Annotated in this window: 18 protein-coding genes; all 18 read right to left on the bottom strand. The window is 54.3% G+C overall.

Annotation, left to right across the window (positions count from 1 at the left end):
* Nucleotides 1-4: 4 nt before the first annotated feature.
* The 18 genes from BJP61_RS10605 to BJP61_RS10520 all read right to left on the bottom strand — a co-directional run bounded on the left by BJP61_RS10605 (nt 5) and on the right by BJP61_RS10520 (nt 14,429).
* Nucleotides 5-2,992 carry a phage tail tape measure protein gene (locus BJP61_RS10605; RefSeq protein ID WP_171998285.1) on the bottom strand — a complete coding sequence of 996 codons (2,988 nt, stop codon included), beginning with the start codon at nt 2,990-2,992 and terminating at the stop codon, nt 5-7.
* A complete protein-coding gene (locus BJP61_RS10600; protein WP_346341551.1) occupies nt 2,985-3,203 on the bottom strand; it encodes a DUF1799 domain-containing protein in 219 nt (72 codons plus the stop codon). The genes BJP61_RS10605 and BJP61_RS10600 overlap by 8 nt, the downstream gene beginning before the upstream one ends.
* Before the next feature lie 98 nt (nt 3,204-3,301).
* Nucleotides 3,302-3,613, bottom strand: coding sequence for a phage tail assembly chaperone (locus tag BJP61_RS10595; RefSeq protein ID WP_105582572.1), 312 nt, complete (start codon nt 3,611-3,613; stop codon nt 3,302-3,304).
* Between the two features lie 37 nt (nt 3,614-3,650).
* Nucleotides 3,651-4,607: a phage tail tube protein gene (locus BJP61_RS10590; RefSeq protein ID WP_171998284.1), complete on the bottom strand. Its 957-nt coding sequence runs from the start codon at nt 4,605-4,607 to the stop codon at nt 3,651-3,653.
* A gap of 49 nt (nt 4,608-4,656) precedes the next feature.
* Nucleotides 4,657-5,070: a phage tail terminator-like protein gene (locus BJP61_RS10585; RefSeq protein ID WP_171998283.1), complete on the bottom strand. Its 414-nt coding sequence runs from the start codon at nt 5,068-5,070 to the stop codon at nt 4,657-4,659.
* Nucleotides 5,067-5,480: an HK97 gp10 family phage protein gene (locus tag BJP61_RS10580; RefSeq protein WP_171998282.1), complete on the bottom strand. Its 414-nt coding sequence runs from the start codon at nt 5,478-5,480 to the stop codon at nt 5,067-5,069. Before BJP61_RS10580 ends, BJP61_RS10585 begins: the two co-directional genes overlap by 4 nt.
* Nucleotide 5,481: 1 nt before the next feature.
* On the bottom strand, nt 5,482-5,832 hold the full coding sequence (locus tag BJP61_RS10575; protein WP_171998281.1) for a hypothetical protein: 351 nt from the start codon (nt 5,830-5,832) through the stop codon (nt 5,482-5,484).
* Nucleotides 5,832-6,314 carry a DnaT-like ssDNA-binding protein gene (locus tag BJP61_RS10570; protein WP_171998280.1) on the bottom strand — a complete coding sequence of 161 codons (483 nt, stop codon included), beginning with the start codon at nt 6,312-6,314 and terminating at the stop codon, nt 5,832-5,834. The genes BJP61_RS10575 and BJP61_RS10570 overlap by 1 nt, the downstream gene beginning before the upstream one ends.
* 39 nt (nt 6,315-6,353) lie before the next feature.
* Entirely contained in the window at nt 6,354-6,626 is a 273-nt protein-coding gene (locus BJP61_RS10565) for an Ig-like domain-containing protein (protein WP_171998279.1), read from the bottom strand.
* A 2-nt stretch (nt 6,627-6,628) separates the two neighbouring features.
* Nucleotides 6,629-7,582, bottom strand: a complete 954-nt coding sequence (locus BJP61_RS10560; protein WP_171998278.1) for a major capsid protein — start codon at nt 7,580-7,582, stop codon at nt 6,629-6,631.
* A 12-nt stretch (nt 7,583-7,594) separates the two neighbouring features.
* Entirely contained in the window at nt 7,595-8,383 is a 789-nt protein-coding gene (locus tag BJP61_RS10555; RefSeq protein ID WP_171998277.1) for a hypothetical protein, read from the bottom strand.
* 126 nt (nt 8,384-8,509) lie between these two features.
* The gene (locus BJP61_RS10550) at nt 8,510-9,607 is read right to left on the bottom strand and encodes a phage minor head protein (RefSeq protein WP_171998276.1); all 1,098 of its coding nucleotides are present in this window, start codon (nt 9,605-9,607) and stop codon (nt 8,510-8,512) included.
* Complete coding sequence (locus tag BJP61_RS10545) at nt 9,594-10,994, bottom strand: DUF4055 domain-containing protein (protein WP_171998275.1); 1,401 nt, start codon at nt 10,992-10,994, stop codon at nt 9,594-9,596. Before BJP61_RS10545 ends, BJP61_RS10550 begins: the two co-directional genes overlap by 14 nt.
* Nucleotides 10,994-12,301, bottom strand: a complete 1,308-nt coding sequence (locus tag BJP61_RS10540) for a terminase family protein (protein ID WP_171998274.1) — start codon at nt 12,299-12,301, stop codon at nt 10,994-10,996. The genes BJP61_RS10545 and BJP61_RS10540 overlap by 1 nt, the downstream gene beginning before the upstream one ends.
* Nucleotides 12,279-13,049 carry a hypothetical protein gene (locus BJP61_RS10535; protein WP_255485050.1) on the bottom strand — a complete coding sequence of 257 codons (771 nt, stop codon included), beginning with the start codon at nt 13,047-13,049 and terminating at the stop codon, nt 12,279-12,281. The genes BJP61_RS10540 and BJP61_RS10535 overlap by 23 nt, the downstream gene beginning before the upstream one ends.
* A 230-nt stretch (nt 13,050-13,279) precedes the next feature.
* Nucleotides 13,280-13,618, bottom strand: coding sequence for a hypothetical protein (locus BJP61_RS10530; RefSeq protein WP_171998273.1), 339 nt, complete (start codon nt 13,616-13,618; stop codon nt 13,280-13,282).
* Entirely contained in the window at nt 13,615-13,980 is a 366-nt protein-coding gene (locus BJP61_RS10525; RefSeq protein ID WP_074465783.1) for a tlde1 domain-containing protein, read from the bottom strand. Before BJP61_RS10525 ends, BJP61_RS10530 begins: the two co-directional genes overlap by 4 nt.
* A gap of 68 nt (nt 13,981-14,048) precedes the next feature.
* Nucleotides 14,049-14,429 carry an HNH endonuclease signature motif containing protein gene (locus tag BJP61_RS10520; RefSeq protein ID WP_171998272.1) on the bottom strand — a complete coding sequence of 127 codons (381 nt, stop codon included), beginning with the start codon at nt 14,427-14,429 and terminating at the stop codon, nt 14,049-14,051.
* Nucleotides 14,430-14,503: the final 74 nt, after the last annotated feature.

Here is a 14,503-nt window from a genome sequence, read left to right as displayed (position 1 = left end):
TTTTTTATCGTGCTTTGGTTGCGTTCCAGATGATGCCACCAGGTCGCGTCTCCCTCATGATGCCCGCACGGATAGACTCGTTGATCGTCTGTTCGTAGGCTCGCTGAACAGCCGCCGGGTTTTGCCGCTGCTGGTTGTCATTACCTCCGCTCTGATTGATGGTAACGGACGTTTGCACCGCTACGGTGTTGCCCCCGCCAGTCAGCCCTGCGCGTGGGGCTTTTCCAACGTAGCCGCCATCGGCATAACCAGGCGCGCCGTGCATCATCGCGTAGAGGTTGTTTACACCAATCCGCTCGGTAGCTTCTTTCGTAAAAACGAACTCGCCGCCGTGAACGATGCCCTTTGGCTCGTACTTGCCGCCGGGGCCGGTATAGCCCCCAGTGGCAAAACCGAAAAACTCACCTATAGCCGTTCCCTTTAAGGCACCCATTGCTGATTTCATGGCCTGCACTTCGGCCATTTTCACTAGCATTTGCGCAAGCCCTTTCAGCACATCAGACAGAAAATCATTAAAGCTGGCTTTCCCAGTGGTAACGAAGTCTACCAGGAAGCTGGTCATTCCGGTAAAGGTGTTCTGGCTGAAGTCGTAAACCTGCTGGAAGGTGTTAGTTGCGCTGTCCTCATAGTCAGCCCAGGCAACCTTTGCGCCAGCCCGCCAGTCCTCGCGTAGCTTGTCCTCTTTCTGATAGGTTCCTTCTAGTTCCCGTAGCGCCCGGCTGCGCGCCTCCGGGTTGTCGGCGTAGGTAGACTTGATGCGGTCGCGTTCCGCGTCGCGTCCAGCCTCCCGGCTCGATTTCCCATCCATTTTGGACTGGATTTCAGCTCGCTTCGCTGCCTGCTGTTCGGCGAATCTGGTCGCCTGCTGCTCAAGCTGGTTAAGCTTCTTCTGCTGTTCCACCTTGTCGCCCAGGGCGGCCAACTGCTGGCGATAGGCCAGCGTTTGCTTATCCGCCGCCAGGGTGATCTGCTCCTGCTGGCTTAACCCTTCCTCCTGCGCCTTTTTGGTCAAAATGGCGATTTCGGATTCAGTTTTCCAGAGGCTGCGGCGTTGCTGGCTGATAACGTCATTCGCATGGCGATGTTTTTGCAACACGTCCAGCTCAGTTTGCAGTGCCAGCAGGTCACGCTGGGCGTTATCAGAAGAACGTTCAACCGTGCTGCTTCCTCTCGGCTTTTTCTCCTTCTCGGCGTAGCGCTTATTGATAATCTCAACGGCAGTCTGGCGCGCTTCCTTGCTCCATGCGTCTGGGGCTGCCGCGACCTGCTTCCACAGGTCGATCAGATCCCGCGTGCGCTTCTGCGCATTGGTTAAGCCCTCATCCATCAGGCGGTTTCGTGCGCTGATTGACTTTAATCGGGCGTCGTCGGCATCACGCGCCTTTTTCTGCCCTTCTGTCATGTCATTCTGGAGCTGTAACGCCTGCTCCAGAAGGCCAATGTGGAGCTTGTCCTGCTCTATCGCAGCCAGTTGGTTTTTGCGCTGCTGGTCATATTCCTGGCTGGCGGCGCTGCTGTCGTAGCTGTAACCATAACCCATGCGCTGGCGCTCAGGCTTAAGCGCCTTCTGCCGTTCTTCCAGGTCGGCTTTGAGTTTGTTGAGCTTGTCTTCCACTGACTCCGGGCGGCCAATGTTTAACAGCTGATCCCACATATCCTTTGCGGCGCTGTTAACCGCATTTGCGGCACGCTCGATGTAGCCGAGGCTTTCGGCGATCTGTTTGCCCTGCCGTTCCATTGCCTCAGAGTAAAGCCTTACGGCCTCTGCTGCCGCGCCTTCCTTATCGCCACGGCGTTCCAGCGATGAAATGTAATCATATTGGGCAGAGGTAAGATAATGCAGACGTTGACTCAGTTCTTCGGATGCCTGCGAAGGGGCTTTTTTCAGCTTCTCGAAGTTACTGATCGTGGCCTCAACTGACTGACCCACGGCGCGCTCCATCGCCAGCACAGCTTTCGTTACCTGCTCCAGCTCGGCACCGCTGAACGTGCCCGTTCCGACCACTTTCGCCAGCGCACTAGCCGCTTCGCCCTGGGTGAAGCCCCCGCGTGAAATCGTGCGCGCCAGCGTGTTGAGTTGTCCGGCAGTTTTGCCTGCATAATTTCCTGTCAGGATTAACTGCCGGTTAAAGGCGTCTGCCTCTTTGCTCCCTTTATACCAGGCTGTAATAAGCAAAGAGGCCACACCCACCAGCCCGCCTAATGCAAGTTTGGTAGGCGTTATCGCACTCATAACGCCTTTTAACGCATTACTGACGCCCCCGAACGAATCCTTAATCTGACCGCCCTGCTGGATGGCAACCATCCAGACCGGCATTCCCGATGCCAGAGACGTCACCACATCGGTGATCTGCATCGGCAACATGCGCATCGCCTGCTGATACTGGCCCGCGCTAATCGCGCCTTTCTTCCAGGCTTCGTCCTGCTCGCGCAAACGGGCAATCAGCGGTGCCGTCTGCTGGGAGACGCCCAGCTGCGCCGCTTTCAGCTCCAGCAGTTCGGTACGGGTTTTACCGATGGCGTTTACCTGTTCCTCTAACGAGGCAACAAAGGATTGTGCCGTCGCAGCCGCATGCTGTGCCGCCCTGGCCTGCTCCAGTTGCGCGCGGCCTTCTGCGGTTTCCGCCTCCTGCGTCTCTAGCAATTTGGTGCGCGTGGTTTCTAAAATCTCGTTGTAGCGCTCGTACTGTTCAAGGCTCAACAGGGATTTGCCGCGAAAACCAGCGAGGTTCTGCTGAATTGTGTCCAGCTCATCCAGCGCCTTGTTTACAGGGCTGATTTTATTCAGCAGCGCCTGTAATTCCTGCTTCTGCTCACGGAGGCTGGCCGAGCTTTTTTTCTGGCTCTCGGCACCAGCCCGAAAGCTGGAATTAAGGTCGTCGGCCTTTTTTGCAGCGCCGCCTGCCGTCTGCTGGAAGTCGTCCAGCGCCCTGTTTCCTCGCTCCAGGTCGCTGGTGTTTACGCGAAGGGAAATTGTGGCGATATCACTCATCCCGCCCCCTGATTTCATAAATCGTATTCAGCGCGGCGCGCTCCATCACGCGGATATCACGCAGGGCTGCCGCCTCGTCCTCTACGCCGTGTAGCTTCATCAGCCACGGCAAGACGTTGTAATCAAGGCCAGTTGCGCCGTTCGCTCCGGCCCGCCACTGTGTGGCGCACGCCTGGAAGATACAGAACGCATCCCAGCAGTCGGGCCACACCTCGATCACTTCGTCGTCGAAGTCGTCCGCCGTCAGGCCAAAGGCGGCCAGTTCCTCGGCGGTCGGGTCAGGCGTATAGAACGCAGACGCAGCCCGGATCAGTTTTTTTCGCGGTTGCCCAGCAGTTCGCGATAGTAGGTTTCAGTGATGGCTTTCAGCGCGCCAGGGTAGTTGTTCAGCAGGATTTCCAGATTTTCGCGGTTGAACTCGTCAGGCAGCGCCCAGGCGGTGGCAATGTCGGCCACAAAGTCGATTGCTGTTTTTTCGTCGAGTTTTTCTATCTGCGCCAGTTGATCGAGCGGATAGTGTTTAAACGTGAAGGTCAGTACGCCATCCTCGGCACCAGCGCGCGGGATCTTCACGTCGGCTTTAAAGGTCGGGTTCGGGTGCAATGCAAATTTAGTCGTCATATTCGGATACCTTAACGCCCCGTTGCGGGGCGCATATTTATTTGGCTGCGGTGATCGTGACTTCGCAGGAGTCAGTGAAACCGCCATCGGTAGTGGTTGCAGTAATGGTTGCGGTGGCGTTTTCCGCTGCGTCTGCCGCAGCAGTTACGTTACCGCTGGCATCGACACTGGCGACGGCTTCGTCGCTGGATGACCATTCGACGCTTTTATCAGTCGCGTTTTCCGGCGTTACGTTCGCCTTAAGTTGCGCCTTACCGCCCGGCGCCAGCGACAGCGTTTTGTTATCCAACGTGACGCCAGTAACTGCCACCGGATCAGGCTTTGGGCTGCTGGTGTCCTGATCCTTGTAAAACGCCATATCCATAGACTTGACCGCGATAGAAACCTGTACCGTTTCCACGGCGTTAACGGCGGTCTGCGGCTGCGGGTCGAACGACGGGGTGCCGCTCCAGTAACGGGTTTCGGTGGCTTTCGGCACGTACATTTTCAGCGGCAGCGTGTCGCCGCGACGGTCGGCCTTTTTCAGCACCTCATAAATCGGCAGGCTGGAATCGTGCGCCAGCGTGATGGTTTGCGTTTTCGCGGCCTTATAGGTTGCGATGTTGCGCTGGCGATCATCTTCCAGAAACTGAATCTGGATGTACTGCTGATCGCCGCCGGACTGCGAAAGCTCGGTAATCTGCGGGATCAGCGTCCAGGTGGTCACCTTGCGCAGCGTGCCGATACCGTTTCCCGGCGGGAAAAAGTTTTCATCGGACGAATCAATGATGCCGATCGTTACGTCGTTATCAGCGACAGCAGAGACGCGGGCCGGAAGATAGTTAATCAGCGGCCAGCCGGATGAGATCATTACCTCATCGCCAACGGCCAGACCGTGGCCTTCTTCGCAGCTGAAAACCGCACCTTTGGCGTTAGAAACGGCGGTTACTTTGATTTCGTCGGCGAACTCAGAGCCAACCTGAATGGTTGAGCCGTTCGGAAGTTGAAAGCCCATTCTGGCCTCCTTGTGAAAGATGGAAATAAAAAACCCGGCGGGTGCCGGGTTAGCTGGAAATGTCAGCGCGGTAAGGAATGCTTACCGGGATCGAATAGCGGGTGTTTCGTGGGTTAAGCACGCCCGCATATATGGCGGGCTGGGAACTTATCCAGCAGGCGAAGCCGTCGCCCCGCACGCTCTGCCCCTCCGGGAAAAGGGCGGCCACCTGGCGCGCCAGCGCGCGACCGGCACCCGTTCCGCTGCCGACCAGCACCACAACATTCACCTGAAAAATGCCGCTGTAGACGTGACAGGTCAGGCCGAGATCGAGCGTCTGCGGCGTGGCCGGAATGTCGAACGATTCAAGGAAAATGCCTGCGGGCTTGTCTGCCTGGCAGTTTTCAATGATGAGCGGGATTTGCTGCCCGTCGGCCCATGCGCCCAGCCGGGCATTCATGGCCGCGCCGATATCGGGGATCACGTTCGCACCTCCTGCGCAGCGGCATCAAAAAAACGCTGAAACTCTGCCGCAGTGACGCGCACCATCCCCGCTGGAGCTTGGGAACTATGCCCCAACTCAAGAGATAGGGCATATGGCAGGTTGTTAGTGAAGTAGACCGACGTCATGCCCACCTTAAACTGTTCTATCACCAGCGAGCCGCGCGCTATCGTCTCGCTGCCGGTCTTATCGACCGTAGCAAGCGTGCCGTCCGGCACGTTATTGAAGCCCACCAGCCAGTTCCCGCGAAATCGCCCTGTATCAACGGGTGACATTTGCACCAGCCGGGCCAGAATGCGCAGGCTGGCAACGCGTACCACTGTCTCCTGGTTTGCCTTCGCCCTGTCGACAAAAGCATTGATGGAAGCCATAAACGAGGCGTTTTCGCTCATGTCATGCCCTCAGTTGCGCGCGGTAACACAGCACCAGATCGGCGGGTTTGACCGGGTTCGGGTTTACGATGCGGTATTGCGTGCCGTCGATATCCACCAGATCGCCCACCAGCAGCTCCTGATCGGCGGTAAAGACGATCCGCACGTCGCCACCGATGATGATTGTGCCGTCCACCTCTACGGGCTTGTAATCGCTGCGAACACCGACGGCATCGAAGCGGATTTCTGGCCGGGCGTCCTCCACTCCGGCGATCACTTCAATCCCACCGGGCCGGGTTATCGTCCAGGTCGTGCCGTAACCATGCAGTAACCGTTCGGCACTGCTTCGTTTTCGCTGATAGTTAACGGCCATTACGCACGCTCCGCCGTGGTGTTAATGGCAAATCCGCGCCCACCCACCAGATCACCCAGCACGGCCATGACGGCAGGATAGGATGGCGTAAAGATGCCCCCGTCCGGTATGGCGTAAGTGGTGCTGACAGCGCCGGATACGGATTCGCTTTTCACGGGTGCCTCGCGGACGCTTGCGAGCAAGTCGCCCTCAATTGCCTCAACGGCCAGCATGCACTGCGCATTAATGACCGCTCGCGGTATCTCATCATCGGGTAGCTCATAGCCGTCGACATAGACACCGGCCCGCGGCCATGACAGCGGCTGCGTTGCGCTGGCGCGATGCCCATACCAGCTCAGCCCTTCCAGATAATCCATTGCCCTGATAAGCAGGGGCGCTGTTTTTTCCGGTAGTGTGATGTCCCGCGCTTCCGCAAACGCCATCAAATCGGCTTCATTTGCATAACTGTTGAAGTCTGGAGAGGTGATATCTGTGTTGATCATAAAAAACCAGAATGGGGCTTTCGCCCCATGTGTTTATATTCAGGAAGATGCCGAGAACGTCAGCGTGTCGGTTTTTGCCGTTATCCCGTCAACTTCTGCGGTGACAGTAAACGCTCCCTCCGTGTCAGAGGTCAGCTTCACTTTTGCACCACCAGCAGAACCCGTTGTGGAAGTATCAGCAGAGAGCTGGCCGCCATCAGATGACCATTTGACGGTCGCCCCCGGAATGCCGCTGCCGTTTCGTGTGTATTTCAGAGAAATTGTTACCGCATCAGTATTGTCAGCAGTCGCGGTGGTTTTATCTGCTGACAATGTTACTCCCCCGGCGCGGACTCCAGCTTGATCAGCACACCTGCGGTGGATTTATTACTGGTAAAGTGCTTCTTCCAGTTCTCGCCAGTACCAATTTTGGTTAAATCCGGGTTGCTGCCACCGGCAGTTGCATCCCAGCTGTAGCCCAGCAGTTCAATGTTTACGGTGCCTTCGGCACGATAACCCACTGCCAGGTTCTCCTGGTCATTGATGTTGTAGGAACGGAAACCAGGCGCCTGAGATTCGACAATGGTTACCGCACCGGCCACCAGCCCCAGGATGGCATCGGCATCCATCGAGTCAGTGACCAGCACCGGTTTACCCAGCGTACCAGGCTGACCGCCATAGACTACCACACCCGCTTCTTCGTAGATTTTGTCCGCAATCGCTTTATCCACGATGTCGAAATAAGTGGCGGAATGCATGACAAAAAGCACGACGCGGTTAAATTTATCGCCGTATTTACGCAGGCCGCGCGTCAGCGTTTTCTTGCCATCAGTATCAATGTCAGCAGTAACCACCATGTCCGCATTGGCTCCAATCGCCGCGATCAGGCTTTTCAGGCCATACTTCACGTAACCCTCAAGCGTGGCATCAGCCACATCAACGCCGATAACCTCTGAGAATTCGCTCACATCGCGACCACGACGCTTGAACGCTTCCTCAGTTGTTTCATAAGGGCCATATTTCCACGGCGCTTTAACAGAAACGGCCTCGCCTGCACCGATTTTCTTGCCGTTTACTTTATCCGTGGAATTCACATCACGCGCTTCAATGCTGCCGCCTACCTGGTAAAAGGCGCGTTTACGGAAATCGCCTTCAATCAGCTCGTTATCAAGCTGAATGGCACCGTTAGATGCATGGTTAAAGACTTCAAGGTTGTCCTGTCGGCGCTCAAGAAAAGCGGTTTGCGCCAGATCGTCATAAATAACCAGATCGGAATTTACAGTCGTCATAAATCAATTCTCTTATTTTGGCAGTCGCAGGTAAGCCTGCTGACCATGTTTACGGATATAGGCAGCTTTATCGCTGGCACTCATTTCGGAACGTTTCAGGCTGCCGCTTGCGCCCGGTTTATGACCACCCGCGCCCGTACCCTCGGCACGTGGAAACAGGTGTGGGGCGGTTTCCTTGAGCGACTCCGCCCACTCTTCAGGGGTGAGAGGGGTTTTGCCGTCCTTGCCGAACAGGATGTCGCCATTCGCATCAACGGCCACGGCCTCGCCTTCGTCGTTGAGCTGGAATGTGCCCTTTGCCCGCAGGATCAGATCGTCCGATGCTTCTGCCAGCGCCCCGGCTTTTGCCGCAGCGGCGCGGATAGCATCAGCCAGAACCCGGTCACGGAATTTACTGGAAAATGCCTCAGCTTTTTCTGCGCGTTCGTTAGCGGCTTTGATTTGCTTTTCAACGTCCGCACGCAGGCGTTCGGTTCGCTTGTTAAGCACTTCGTCAATTTTCCCGGCAGCAATCAGCTTTGCCTCTTCGTCGTCGGAAAAACGCTTCAGAATGCCCCTGACAGCTTCGGGATCGATGCCCTCAAAGCTTGCCAGTGCCTCTTTTTGTTGTTTGATAGTGCCCAGCAGTTCTGAATTTTTATTTTTAAGCCCGGTAACAGCGCTGTTAACCCGTTCATTGATGATGCTCTCAATTTCGGGCGTGATTTCCGGAGTGTTTACGCCGTCACCGGCACCACCACCAGCACCGCCGTCATCACCTGCCGCTGCGTAATATTTGATGAACATATTTCGAAAATACATAGTGCTCCCCTCGGGAATGTTGCGGGCTTCGCCCAATAAAAAAGGCCGCCCTGGGCGACCTCATCGTGTCCGGAATACGTTGCCGGACGGGATTAAGCTACATCTGTCTGTTTCAACCTAAGTCACTTAAAAAGCGTGACTGTCACGCTCCCGTAATTGCTCAAGCGTCAGCCATTCTCCTTTGTCGTTAAAAAATTCATCGAAGGTTATCTCCCCGTCGCGCATCATTCTGGCTCGGTTTTCTCCCAGCACCTGTACCTGTCTGGTGTAGGGTTGTCGCTGAAGCCATTCACCGTATGTCGTGCCTGCCGGTACCTGGCCATCCATTGATGCACGCGTGCCCTCGTCCATTTCATCCACATCAATCCCCAGCTCACGCCATGATTTCAGCACCAGCGTTTCTGTGGAGCGACAGCAGAAGTGGATTTTTCCCGGCCCCTGCAGATAAGGAATCTGATGTCCGACCGGCTTATTGTCGAGCGTGTATTGGTGGCGATCCCTGACCATACAAAGCGGCGTGGTTCTGTTATCCAGTGTGGACAGCCACTGTTTACAGTCGATGATGTCGCTGTTAGCCTCCGCGAAGCTGTTGCGCGCTGTGGCTGCGAGGTGACTAACCGCAGTTCTGGCAATGCTCATCGCGTTGACCCTGCTCATCTGAAGCGCGCCATCCCGGTAACCATGGTTTACATGCCCCCGCACATGGCGTGCTATCTCTTCGGTGGTATCCCCCGCCAGATAGCCACGCCGTACCGCGTTGAGTATCCGTGTCATCCTGTCGGCCTCAAGGCTGCTCACCCATTCATTGAGCAGCCGCCCCTGAAGTGGCTGGGCCATTGCAGCTGCATAAACCATTTCCGGAGTGATGGCCTGTAACGGATAATGTTTCAGAACAGGATCGGGGAGCAGCGCGTCAAACAGGCTCAGCTGATAGCCCGCCTCATGGCGCGAGAATTCCATGAGTTCGTCAGACAAACTGTCCTGCATTGCAGTGACAGCCTGCCGGTTTAGCGCTCTCACGCTGCCCAGAAGGGATTCGAAGCGCTTAACGGTAAACCCCTCATGCGGCATTTCATCCAACGCCACCAGCAGGCGTGCTGACAGCTCGGCATCTGTGTCGTTGAGCGTCTTCAGCATCCGGTTCGCCACACCGGCACCGTAACGCGATACCCAGATGGCATGCGCTATAGCTTCATCACGCAGGCGTTCGTTAACTGTTGACACGATTACCACCCAGCATCACAGGTTCACGATTATGCAGGGCATCAATAACATCATTCGGATTATCTGCCGGATCGATAATATCCAGCCGCTGCATTACCCGAACCATATCAGTGTCACGCAGTGCACCGGTCTGCCATGCAGAAACAATGGCGGAAAGCATGCCGGAATCGGCAACGCGTGCGATGAACTCCTGATTGACTGTGTATGTCGCGTTTTGCTCCTGCCCCATATAGCGGCAACACCAGTTCGTTACCCGTGAATAGGCTTCTGAAACATTCGATACGCATATGCCAAGGACAGAGGTGGATGCGGATTGCTCTCCGCTGGCCTGCGTTGCGGTTTTCGTTGCGCTGCTTTGCTCGATGAGCCTCGCGCCCAGGGCGATCATGTAATCACGTTTACTGTCCATGGCTTCTTTAGCCAGCATGTTGGGTTGTGCCTGGGCGTAACCAAAACTGCCCTCTTTAGGCAGCAAAAGCGGCGAGCGTGAGCCAACTTTGACTTTTTGTTTTTCCAGGTTGTCGCGCCAGAGCGTATCCAGCCCGGAAATCCAGGGCTGAATCTGGCCGCAGAAGAACACGCTGTCCTCATAGTCAGCACTGTTGCGGTAGTGCCCCAGATTTATTTCAGCCAGCGCCGTTAGTGGGGATTCATCAATCGTCTCGTCGTTATTTTGTGCCCCGACGAAAGTGAACGGGATTTCATCCCAGTATTGTTCCCCTTTAGGACGGGGATAATACTCGCTGCTGACTTCATACGGACCACTGCGGGTTTCACCGCCGCGACGCCATACCCGGCATACAAAGCGCCCCTGTTCCAGAGCCAACTCACGGTACTGGATGCTGTCCTTGTAGCCATAGCCATCCGGGATTTCCATGCATTCGCGCAGTACCACCAGCACAAGGTGATTTCGCCCGTTAATGCGTTCAGTTCGCCAGTTGATAATATTCTCGGCCTGATAGCTGAGAATAATGGCTTGCTCGCCATCCTCTGCATAATCAACGTAAAGACCATGCCGACCGGCCTCCAACACATTTTCAAGAACGCTCTGAGATTGCTGGTAGATGCTGGTTCCGGCACCATCGGCGTTGTCTATCAGATATTCCAGCTTTGCCGGTGCGGTAAATGTCGGATCTTTGCGAAACGCCATACCCAGCAGCCCGATTTTTGTATTGCCGGTTATGGTGTAGAAAACAGCACGGGCACGATAATCCTCATTCCGTTTTCTGTTACGTGCTGATTTATCGGTCGGATCGAGCATCGGCAGATAGATATGCCCCTTGCGTTTTATCGCATCAGCCCCCCTGCATACATCGCGAACCATTGTCCACAATTCACATGCTTCCTTATGCTCGGGGCGCACAAAAGTAATATCGTGGTTTGACATCAGAAAGTGGTATCCAGTGAGATTGAGAAGGCTGGTTTAACAATGGGGAACTGTTTCACTATGAAATAACCAGCCCCGTCGTTGGGGTGGTCATTGCCGCTCTTTTTATCGGGCTCCCCGTTTTTATCCCACACCTGTTGTTCAAGACAGTCGGCATAGACCGGGCAGCGGGCTACGTTTACCTTATAGCGCCGTTCACCTTTGGCATTACAGAACATGGCATTCATGGCGTTGATGCGGTCTTTTACTGGCGGGTTTGCCTCATCGACAATGACGTTGAACCCTGCCTGGCGAAGCTGCGCTATATCAGTTTTGCTGGCGTTATTGGATTTTCTGGAATCGCCCGAAGCATCCGGGTAAATGTAAATTTCGCGCACCTTGCGGTAATCATTGCCGTCATGCAGCCAGAAACGCTCCTTGATGATGCGTATCATGTCTGGTGTGTCGTATGCGTTGATAATTTCTGTCACGGCATGAGGTAAGCCATACCGCAGCACATGAACAATCCCGGCCATCTTCCCGACGTTAAAGTCCATGCCGATATAGAGAGGCTCACCAGGCTGCTCTTCTTCGGTGGAATTATTCAGAATCCGGTCGAACTGGTGGTAAATGGTGCCGCTGGTAAGGTTGGTGAACTGACCGTTCAGGTACGCCTTAATTAGCTCTGACGGATAGCTCGCCATCAGGGAGGGAATGTAATCCTCCGGCAAGTTCTTTGCGTTATCAAACGTGGAAGCCTGAACAAGACCATAAAGGGATTTAAGCTCCGGTTTTTCCCTGACTGCTTTGACAAACTGGTTATAGACAAACTTAAAACCTTCCGGCGTCGTCGTGACATCTATGCCGTTCCGTAAATCTACTACTTTGTAACGCATTCGCGCGATGATTTTACGCCAGGCGTGCCGGGCCTTATCCGCTTTCAGTACGTCCAGTTCGTCCACCAGCGCGTTACCGATTTTGAAGCCAACTATGGTCTCCGGCTTCTCCATAGAGCGGCAAATGGTGGTTCCTCTGTAAATCCGGCCTTGATAAAAATGCACCTCTTTGTTGCTCTCGTTGACCTGTACCTTCAGACCCCAGTCATGAGCTACCTCTTCAACGGTTGGGTAAAAAATGTCACGGATTTGTGGGTACGTTGGCGCGAAATAGCCCTGGTTGATTCTGGGAAACTCCCAGAAGCCTTTGCAGAGACCACCACAGCCAACCCACGTTTTGCCCGAGCCGAACCCGGCGACATACGCTTTAAATTTCACATTCATCGCAAGGAAGCGCGACTGGGGCACGTTAAGCGTTGGTGATATTTCCATCGTCACCCTCTGCTCGTGCATCCACTACGTTGATGTTAATAGCTACTGGCGTTGGTTCGTTTTGCTCCGTCTCCGCAGCCAGCTCCTTGCGTAGTTTGTCGGCATCAAGCGTTGCTTTCTCAGCAGAAGCCATTCGATGTTCGATAGCGGCTTTGGTCAACTCCAGGGACTCTATCCTTGAGGTATTTCGGTGCATGGCCTTTTGCGCTGCACCGATGTCTTCCAGCAGCGTTTTCCTTTCCTCGTCTTCAGCGTATTCAAGCGCAGCGCTCCAGCGGCCAATGTTCTCAGCAACCGTCAGGTTCGCAGCCCTGAGCCAGAAAAGCTCGTCGTCGAGGGTAAGCAATGCCGCGTCCTCAGTAACTGCGTCGGACAGAAGCATTCGCCGCGCGTAACCACCATGCCTGAGCGCGTGCTGGTTACCTGGCCGAAAAGCATTTGTTGGCGGGGACGTTCGCTTGCCGCGTATCGGTTTCGCTGCTGAGACAGGTGATGGCTTCGCTCTTTCGCAGTTTCCCACCCTTTTCACACCAGTCGCGCTTTTATCGCGTTTCTCTTTCTGCGAATGCGCATTCTTATTCGCAGTTTTCTTTTGCGAATTCGCACTGCCATTCGCAATTTTGATGTGTCGCTTTGCTGTAGAGTAATTCAGCCCTCGCGCCTCACACCATTCTCTCGGAGAGATACCCGTTCTGGCATGGTCGGCGAGGAACTGGTTTTGCAGTGCTCCCCAGTCCGGTCTTGCCATCTATTTCTCCTTTAACCATTATCAAGCCCACCCGTTGGATAGGCTTTGTAATAGCTTTTAAAATTTCTCTCGGGTAAAAATTTATCGGAGCGGACAATTGAGGGAGCTTTTTTCCGCAGCGACTTACCATCCCCTCGATCCAATGATCTGCGCTGGTCAGCCATCTATTCAACGCAAACAAAAAAGGCGACCTCAGGCCGCCTTCATGTGTTCTATCAGGAGTTATCCTGTTATTCAGTAATTTCGCTTTTGCTCACAAGGAACACACTTACACCACTAACAGAGCATTCTTCAGCAGACGCATCGTTCTTAGTGATGAGTTCATAACTCTTCCCTGCTTTGTCATGGAAGATAAAGCGATAAACTTCAGTGTAGATGCCGTCTTGTTTCTTTTCAGCTGCGAGAAGGGTCTTGCTGGTTTTAGCGGTATCGAGCTGCGCAATATCTACGATCTTCTCATTCTTCAGCCATACCTGTGCCATGTTCATAGGCCATGAAGCGCAATCAGGTGCGGCAGCCAGTACAGACAGCGGGCAACAGGCAATCAAAGCCATCATTAACTTTTTCACTGCACAACCTCCAGGTGACGATCCCCGCTACTCCAAATAGCATGACGAACGTTTAAGGGCATTATGATACAACCGTTTGAAGCTTCGCCGGGATGAGCGGTACTGTCGCCGTGGATGAGGAAGCCAGAGCGGTGATACATATTATTGCTCGGTGCTGGTGTGAGGCGCATAGAGTAGTTGCCAGTGTGTTGATGATGAAACGGTGCGCCAATCGTGTATTTACCTCTCGGGAGGGGCCCAATGTCAGCCGTTCCCTGAAGTGATGGAGCATTCTTTCCTGCTCCCTTACCTGCGTATCCAGTGCCAATCAACTTGCCATTACGAAACAACTTCCCACTGCCTTGATGATATGTCCAGGTCATATTCCTTTTCCTGTTAAAGCAAATAGCGTAGCGATATTAATCCCTTAAGCCCACCTGTAAAATTTCTTTCAGTTTCTGTATGTTTTCAAATGTTTCGGTTTAACCGAGCTTTCTCGTGCGGTTTTGGCCTTGTGACATTCAGAGCAAATGCATTCGAGGTTGCTTATGTCATCGCTTCCCCCATGCGCTTTAGCAACAATATGGTCGACGCTTGAACCGGGACGTATGACTCCGAGACGTTTGCACGATTGGCACAGACCTTTGTCGCGCCTGATAACGATGTTCCTTACCTTTCGCCACTCAGCACCATAGCCTCGCTGTGTTGCTGTGCGCCCGTTGTTATAGCGCTCCCAGCCAGCACCTTTATGCACCTCGCAATATCCGCTTCTGTCTGTAGTTGATTTACCACATCCACGTTTACGACAGGCTTTAGGGGTTCTTGGAGGCATGGTTATTCCCACTTACATAGTCATGTTGTTCGCCGTCACGCGAGATTTGCTGATAAAAGATCATGACTACTGGT

Source organism: Cronobacter sp. JZ38, from assembly GCF_008932145.1.
Classification (GTDB): domain Bacteria; phylum Pseudomonadota; class Gammaproteobacteria; order Enterobacterales; family Enterobacteriaceae; genus Cronobacter; species Cronobacter muytjensii.
The sequence above is the reverse complement of the archived record's forward strand: the minus strand, read 5'-3'. Positions and strand labels throughout refer to the sequence as shown.

Bases quoted from the DNA above. Each gene is read 5' to 3' on its own strand.
- BJP61_RS10525 (WP_074465783.1), bottom strand. From the start codon at position 13,980: ATGACCTGGACATATCATCAAGGCAGTGGGAAGTTGTTTCGTAATGGC.
- BJP61_RS10535 (WP_255485050.1), bottom strand. From the start codon at position 13,049: ATGGCAAGACCGGACTGGGGAGCACTGCAAAACCAGTTCCTCGCCGAC.
- BJP61_RS10590 (WP_171998284.1), bottom strand. From the start codon at position 4,607: ATGGGCTTTCAACTTCCGAACGGCTCAACCATTCAGGTTGGCTCTGAG.
- BJP61_RS10570 (WP_171998280.1), bottom strand. From the start codon at position 6,314: ATGATCAACACAGATATCACCTCTCCAGACTTCAACAGTTATGCAAAT.
- BJP61_RS10595 (WP_105582572.1), bottom strand. From the start codon at position 3,613: ATGACGACTAAATTTGCATTGCACCCGAACCCGACCTTTAAAGCCGAC.
- BJP61_RS10580 (WP_171998282.1), bottom strand. From the start codon at position 5,480: ATGAGCGAAAACGCCTCGTTTATGGCTTCCATCAATGCTTTTGTCGAC.
- BJP61_RS10555 (WP_171998277.1), bottom strand. From the start codon at position 8,383: ATGTATTTTCGAAATATGTTCATCAAATATTACGCAGCGGCAGGTGAT.
- BJP61_RS10540 (WP_171998274.1), bottom strand. From the start codon at position 12,301: ATGGAAATATCACCAACGCTTAACGTGCCCCAGTCGCGCTTCCTTGCG.
- BJP61_RS10545 (WP_171998275.1), bottom strand. From the start codon at position 10,994: ATGTCAAACCACGATATTACTTTTGTGCGCCCCGAGCATAAGGAAGCA.
- BJP61_RS10520 (WP_171998272.1), bottom strand. From the start codon at position 14,429: ATGCCTCCAAGAACCCCTAAAGCCTGTCGTAAACGTGGATGTGGTAAA.
- BJP61_RS10575 (WP_171998281.1), bottom strand. From the start codon at position 5,832: ATGGCCGTTAACTATCAGCGAAAACGAAGCAGTGCCGAACGGTTACTG.
- BJP61_RS10605 (WP_171998285.1), bottom strand. From the start codon at position 2,992: ATGAGTGATATCGCCACAATTTCCCTTCGCGTAAACACCAGCGACCTG.
- BJP61_RS10560 (WP_171998278.1), bottom strand. From the start codon at position 7,582: ATGACGACTGTAAATTCCGATCTGGTTATTTATGACGATCTGGCGCAA.